A 6,816-nucleotide genomic window follows, 5' to 3' on the forward strand; every position below is an offset into this window, starting at 1 on the left:
TGGGATCGTCGTGACCCTGCAGTACGCCAGCAAGCCAGAAACGTCCGGTTCACACATTTGGCAGACAAAATCGGCTCGAGCGCCTCATGCGGACCGCTAACCGCGCAATGTTCGCGCCAGGGCCAGTATCTGCGGCCCGGTTATGGGCTCGTTAGCCGAGCTCTTTCCGATTGGATGTGACGCAAAACGCGCGACCACCATCTCTGCTTTGGGCGCAATGTTCAGTCGCTGTCCCTTCAGTCCTCGAGCTTCGAAACAGTCCACTTCGTTGTGCGTCAGCCACCATTGACTGCGGTACGAAAACTCACGCGGTTGGCTCACGTCGGACCTCGCATCGCCGCCGCTTCGTATGTCGTGTATGGCCGTTGCTGGGATCCCTTGCTTTCCATCCCATTCGCCTCTCGTCTCATCAGTTCGCCAAAACGCGCAAGGTCACGCAACGTGCACGACAGCCCGGCACCAGAGACAGTCATTCCGGCAGGTAGCCATTCTCTTCGCAGCCAATCGGCCCCCAAATGCGTTCCTCGAGCAGTTACGCGAAGGATCGACCTGTGACACGTGCCATTACCCAGGACATCACTTCGGTATCTACGATCTTGTAGGCGAACGCTTCGCCGTGTTCGGCCACCTTGGTCAAAGTGCGCAAGTACTCGGTGAACGTCCGTGGCCCTTTCATATCTTTGGTTCGCAGGCGCCACCCGCAAGCCCGGGAAAATTGCCAAATGCCCGAGTATGGATCGTCGTAATCGACAGTGAAGGACACGCCAGTGCGCATATCCATGACTTGGCGAAAAGTCGCGTCCTCAAACGCGGTTCCGCGAAGCTCAGATAGATAATACCCAACTGTTTTTTTGTCGTCGAGCACACCCTCCTGAACGAGAGCAGCCACAAGCGTTCCCGCATATGACTTGGTGACCGAGTGGCATGCAGCATCCATGTGGCATGCCGCTCAAGGCGCCAAAGTAGCGTTCATACACTATCCGGCCCCGGTGCATGACGATGATCCCGTCCGTGTAAGTCTCATAGAGCGCTCGTCGAATCGACGCTCTCGTCCGTCCAGGTCGATGAACTCGAGAGAGTCGATTTCCGGTGCTTGGTCTTCGCTTTGGAAATGTGACACTCCTCCACGGCCTCGCCATACGTTCACCGTGGGCAGCAGTTCTCGCATGTGAGAGAGGGACCATCTGAGCTGCGGAAACTCCAGAAAATTGTCGCTCTCAAACGTAACGCGCTTCTCAACCGGCGGCGGCGATCCACACATCCAGCCCTGTTCTGAAGGGTCGGATACCCAGCCATCCAAATAGCGGCGTCCTTTGAATTCGCGCGTGTGGGCACACTGTGTGTTGAGGGGCGATGATGGATCAGACATGTCGATATCTCTCATACTACCTTCTGAAGGTCCTCCTCCGGCGACCGGGTCACCCCTGCTTTCAGGTATTGGAGCGTGCGAGCCGGGCCGACCAAGTTTGCCGCCATGGGACCGCCGCGATCGACGGAGCGGTTCAGGCCACTATACCAACTGTTCCGAATTGTAGGCAGATTGTTGCTCTCCGATGAATCACCCTCGGCTAGCAACCCCGCAGCTCCCGCAAAGCTTAAGGCCAGAATATGAATCCAGCACGGTTTGAGCTATCTTGTTCCTGCGCGGTTTGCTCCCTGCACGTCGTCCATTGGCCAAATGGGACGACGGACACGGCGATAAACTAGCTTAGACGTCGCCGATGCCCCCAACATTCCACCCCCGTCCACCATAAGCACCTCGCGAGCAATTGGCTCGAATGCCGCCCGGAAATGATGAGAGGACTTCAAGGCGATGGTCGCGCAGTGAAGTGGGTCAATGCCGAGAGAGGTGAGTTGCGCGAGGTCGGCACCTTGGCCATTGCGCGAGATGACAACAATTTCGATGCCGCCCCACGGAGCATCAGGCTGGGCCCAAAGCTGTTCCATATCCCACCGCCGAGAAATGAAGGCCCATAACACCGAAAATGACCATCAGTTATTGAGACTATCTGCCCTTCCACCTCAAGAGGTCCGCCTCCCGCTCCCGGGTCGTGCTTGCCACCCAGCACGATACGTCCCGTGTTTCCGACTCCAATCGCAATTCCGGCCTGGACGGCCGCTGGATCAAAGATTGCATGGAAGGCCGCATTCTGGAGGTCAGCCGCGATCATGGCACGCAGCAGTTCCGTGCCGTCACCATATGCCCCGCCGCCCGGATTGTCGCTGTTGTCGGCCAGCACAAGAGGCTTTTCGGCATGCAGCTCTCCGGCTTTAGCGTACTCCGCCGCTTCAACGGCGTTGGCTGCCGCCCAAGGGGCGGAGAGAAACTCACGCGTTTCCCACGCGTAATCCATGAAGTCCTCGGCGATACGCTGCGCTGCCGCGGTGTCGCCATCTGCAGTCACGGTCACGCTCGGCCCAACATCATAAATGTCGCTAAGTTCAAATCCGGCGCAGACGCTAACCACGAGTGCCTTTCCAGAGGCCTCTAGCTCATTCCCCCGGTTGATCAGCTCGCACATGGGGCCCACTTCCGCCCGCCATCGAGACCAAGCAACATTGGCCGCTTAGCAATGACCGTTCGGGGATTTATCTCCCCACGAAGGGCACGGTCGAGCAGCTCGGCCCCCTGCCACGCACGCTCGTAATAGTCTATATGGGGATATGTGCGCACGGCGATCAGCGCCGACGCATTTGTAGCCATCTTTTCAGTAACGTTAGCGTGCAAGTCAAGCGTGGCGATGATCGGAACGCCAGGTCCAAGTACGGCTCGCAAGCGAGCGAGGATTTCCCCTTCCGGGTCTTCGTAGCCCTCCGCGACCATTGCGCCATGCAATTCGAACAGCGCCCCATGGCAACCCTTGGCTCCTGCGAGGAACCAATCAGCTATTTGCTCAAAAGTCTCCTTTGTGAGGGGGCCTCCAGGATTCGCACGGGCGATGAGTGGATGAGACAGCGCCCAGCCGAATTTTTCCGCCGCCTCGAACATCGCGCCCACCGTAGTGCGCGTGCCGCGTAGCGCTGGTGGGATCTCATCACCCCACAGCAATCCCGAGGCCCGGAAATGTTCGAGTGTGGTCGGGATCTTATTGAAGCTGTTTGTCTCCTGACTGATATGGCCGGTGAGGATGCGGTGGCTCATAAACCCTCTTCTGAAAATTGCGCGGGAGCCGCAGGTTTGGAGATAGTCATTGGTAGCGTGATAGAGCGGACGGTTCGAGGCAATCTGCCTTTGTTGCTGCAATGTAGACAACAATGCCTGGCGGGGTTTGAAATGAAAACTCCATGCTAGGAGCCTGTCCAGTTAGTCTTGGCGTCGGGCTGTTTCATGAACGATAAGCGGCTTAGGCGGCGTTGGCGTGCTTTGTGAGGTTGTGGGCGGTGCAGATTATCGCCCATTCGGCGTTCACCTTCTCGATGCCCCGCAACAAGAACTGCCTGAACCCCTTGCTTGCTTATCTGTCCTAACACTGGCTCGACGATTTGCTTTCTGAGCCTGTACTTGCTTCGCCATCCCGCCCGCTTGAGCTTGTCCCGCATGGCCTGGGTGAGCGGTTCCTTGATCTTTCGTTTGCCTTCGGCGGGGTGTTTGGCTCGTCCGGTTGCGATGTAAGCGCTGATCTCGCGATCGGCCAAGGCCTGCAGGTTCGGCTCGCTCAGATAGCCGCTATCGGCCGATGCTTCCTTCGGCTTGGCGCCGAGATTGGCCTCAATGCCGTCGATCAGGCCGACCAGTTGGCCGTGGTCGCTCATGCTGGTGGTGAGCCAGTGCGCGACGATGACCTGGGCCTTGGCGTCGACAGCGGCTTGCGCGTTGTAGCCCTGGATATAACCGTCCTTGGTCAGAAGAATGCGGCTGTCCGCATCGGTAAAGTTGCGTTGTGCTTTGGCGTCGGGCGCGGAGGGCGGCGCTGGTGTCTTGCCGTTCTTCTTGCGACCTTCGGCGATGCGCGTTTCCTCGGCCTCGGCTCGGCGCTGCTCCTCCACCGCGGCGGCGGCTTTCGCTTCTGCCTCCAACTCGGCCTTGGCCGCGCGGATCTTGGCAAGCCGCCTCTCCTTGTCGGCCACCCAATCGGGCATCTCATCGCCGCGCTTCGCTGCCGTGCAGCTTGTCCTCCTCCACATCGGCGGCCTCGGCGGCGGCCAGCCAGCGGTCGACTTCGCCCGTGAGCTCCGCTTCCCGCTTCTTCATGCGCTCATAGCTCATCGCTTTGTGTTTCGACGCGTTCGCCTTGATCTTGGTGCCATCGAGCGCGACGTGCCCGAGCTTCACCAAACCTGCTTTCTCAGCGAGCTTCAACACCTGCACGAACAGCGAGGCCAGCGCCGGCAAGTGCCGCTTGCGGAATTCCGAGATCGTGCGGAAGTCCGGCGGGTCGCCCGCCACGATCATCATGAAATCCGCACGCTCCAAGGCCGCCTTGGCGATCCGGCGCGAAGAGTAGAGGCCGCTCGCGTAGCCATGCAAAAGCAGCGCCGTCATCATGCGCGGATCGAACGGCGGCTGACCAAGCACGCTCGTGTAACTGACGCTCATCGCGGATAGATCAAGCTCCTCCCTCCCCAGCGACACGATCAGCCGAGAGAGGTGGTTCTTGGGCACGTAATCCTGCACGCTCGGCGGCAGAAGCTGTGCCTCATCGATCTTCCAGGGGCGAAATTCCTTGCTCATAAGAGGATCATGGCTTGCGAGACGTCGATGCGCTGCTCGTAGTCGCGTACGAGGCGGCGCCATCTTGTCATCCAGCCGAAGGTCCGCTCGACGACCCAGCGGCGGGGCAGGATCTGGAAGCCCTTCTGGTCGTCGGATCGACGGATGATCTCGACCACGAAGTCGAGATAGGCGGCTTTGTCCATGAGCTTCAGCCTGTCATAGGCGCCGTCGGCAAACAGATGCTTGACCCAGGGCCAACGCTTGCGGATGCCGTCCAGGATCGCCTGAGCGCCGGCACTGTCGGAGATATCTGCGGTGGTGAGGTTGACCATCAACAGCCGCCCATCCGTATCGACGGCAATGTGTCGCTTGCGGCCGACAATCTTCTTGCCGGCGTCGTAACCCCTTGTTTCAGCTTGCGGAGCCTTGACCGACTGGCTTCTCTATTCGGCGGTTTGAAGTCAAGCGCCTCCTTCTCTTTTCGCTTTGCCGGCATTAGACGTCTTTCGCGGGGCCTTGCTTCTCTCCGGGATCGGCGCTCTGGCCCTGCCCTCTATGGGGATTCAGAAGAATGGGTGGAACAATCTGTCGAGCGCCTTGATTGCCCGATGATGGGCAATCAAGCCAAGCCAGTCGACGAACTCACCTCATCCTCGTCCCGCGAAGGACAGCTTTTCCACCGGTGGGTGGAACTAGTGTCGTCCCCGTCTATCGCACGGCTGTCCGGGGAAAGTCATGCATAGGAGAAGCTCATCTGGTTTGGGGAGGATCTGAGCTTGCGTTGACTTGGGTTGACGGGGGGCGGTTTGTCGATGGCGGCGATGTTTCGTCGCTCGAAGAGGCATCGGGCGACCAGATCGGTAAACCTGAGGATAGGCATGGCGATACGGCAGGCCCGGGCGGCGATGCGCAGCAGCGCATAGGCGATCATCGCGGCGAAGAGCTGCAGGCGGATGGCGTTGTCATTGGTGCCGAGGAACTTGCGGATCTTGAGGTGCTGCTTGATCCAGCGGAACAAGAGCTCGATCTGTCATCGGCCCTTGTAGAGGTTGGCGATCTCGACGGCGGGGCGCTGGAGATCGTTGGTCACAAGCGTGATGGTGTCGCCGTTCTGGCGCTGCACGGTGAGCCGTCGCAATGGGATGGGCAGCTTGCGGTGGCTCTTGCTGGCAAGGCTCACCTCGACGTCTTCGAGAACGGTGAAGCCGTCACCCTGCGCGCCCTTGATAGGGCGGCTGCCGAGCACCTTGAGCCCCATGTTGGATTTGGGGCGGGTGATGAAGAAGGCTTGGGCTGCGGCGATCGCCGTCCACCAGCCGTAATGGCAATAGCCCTTGTCGAACACATAGGTGGCGCCGGTCTCAAGGGTGATCGTGCGGCCGATCTCGGCGTCGTTGACATTGGCGTCGGTGATGTCGAGGACGCGCGGGCAGTCGCTGTCTGGATCGTAGACGACATGCAGCTTCATGCCGCGGATGCGGCCGTTCGACTTGGCCCAGCCGCAGGCCTTGCCGAGCGGAATGGGCGTGGAATCGATCAGCCGCAGCATGGCCGCGCCTTCGCGGCGCGTGTGGCGGTCGAGCTGGCTGGCGATGAGGTCGAAGGTCTCGGCGAACACGCCGACGGGGCGGCGCCGGTTGGCATCCGACAAGGTCGAGCGGCGCAGCCGGTCGCTGCCCAGATGGTAGTGATGCTGGCAGTTGGCGTTCCAGCCCACTTCAAGGCCGCGTAGGCTGTCAGCGCCGCTCAACTGCGCGTAGATCAGCACCATGAGATGGTCCCAACTGCGGAACGACTTGTCGTAGGCGTCCCCATCATGGCTATCCACAATCGTCTGGAAGCGGCGCCGATTGAGCGGTTCAACCAGCTTGCCAAGAATGCTAGGCGTAAAGCGCATGCCCCGTCCCTTTCTGAGTCTCGACAACCAGAAGGTAGACGGAAAAACCCTGTCTTACGGGGCATGCGCATGCGGCATTTCGATTCACCCCTATCTTTCCCCGGACAGCCCTGCGTCTATCGGGGGCGATGTTTATCAATTGTTCAGCCGACCGGCATGATTTCCGTCCTGGTCCAGCGGAACTGTGTGCCGTCGCTCCAGATGCGATGCATGATCACCGCCAGCCGGCGGGCGAGCGCAACGATGGCTTTCTGCTGGCCGCGCC

Annotated in this window: 4 protein-coding genes and 4 pseudogenes; all 8 read right to left on the reverse strand. The window is 59.9% G+C overall.

From position 1 onward, the window contains the following. Positions 1-532: 532 nt before the first annotated feature. Complete coding sequence (locus PU724_RS32135; RefSeq protein WP_426213772.1) at positions 533-889, reverse strand: serine hydrolase; 357 nt, start codon at positions 887-889, stop codon at positions 533-535. A 740-nt stretch (positions 890-1,629) separates the two neighbouring features. After that, positions 1,630-1,905 (reverse strand): MlrC C-terminal domain-containing protein, encoded by a 276-nt coding sequence (locus tag PU724_RS32140; protein ID WP_354425688.1) that lies wholly within the window; start codon positions 1,903-1,905, stop codon positions 1,630-1,632. Then, complete coding sequence (locus tag PU724_RS32145; protein ID WP_354425684.1) at positions 1,806-2,522, reverse strand: MlrC C-terminal domain-containing protein; 717 nt, start codon at positions 2,520-2,522, stop codon at positions 1,806-1,808. Before PU724_RS32145 ends, PU724_RS32140 begins: the two co-directional genes overlap by 100 nt. Further along, positions 2,510-3,142, reverse strand: coding sequence for a M81 family metallopeptidase (locus PU724_RS32150; RefSeq protein ID WP_354425686.1), 633 nt, complete (start codon positions 3,140-3,142; stop codon positions 2,510-2,512). The genes PU724_RS32145 and PU724_RS32150 overlap by 13 nt, the downstream gene beginning before the upstream one ends. Before the next feature lie 202 nt (positions 3,143-3,344). Continuing rightward, positions 3,345-4,672: pseudogene (locus PU724_RS32155) on the reverse strand (IS1182 family transposase). Continuing rightward, positions 4,669-5,094: pseudogene (locus PU724_RS32160) on the reverse strand (IS5 family transposase); the annotation flags it as partial. The pseudogenes PU724_RS32160 and PU724_RS32155, both read right to left, overlap by 4 nt. Before the next feature lie 293 nt (positions 5,095-5,387). Beyond that, positions 5,388-6,551: pseudogene (locus PU724_RS32165) on the reverse strand (IS4 family transposase). 143 nt (positions 6,552-6,694) lie between these two features. Further along, positions 6,695-6,816, reverse strand: a pseudogene (locus PU724_RS32170) (IS110 family RNA-guided transposase); the annotation flags it as partial.

The sequence above is a fragment of the Mesorhizobium abyssinicae genome (assembly GCF_049887195.1).
GTDB lineage: Bacteria > Pseudomonadota > Alphaproteobacteria > Rhizobiales > Rhizobiaceae > Mesorhizobium > Mesorhizobium abyssinicae.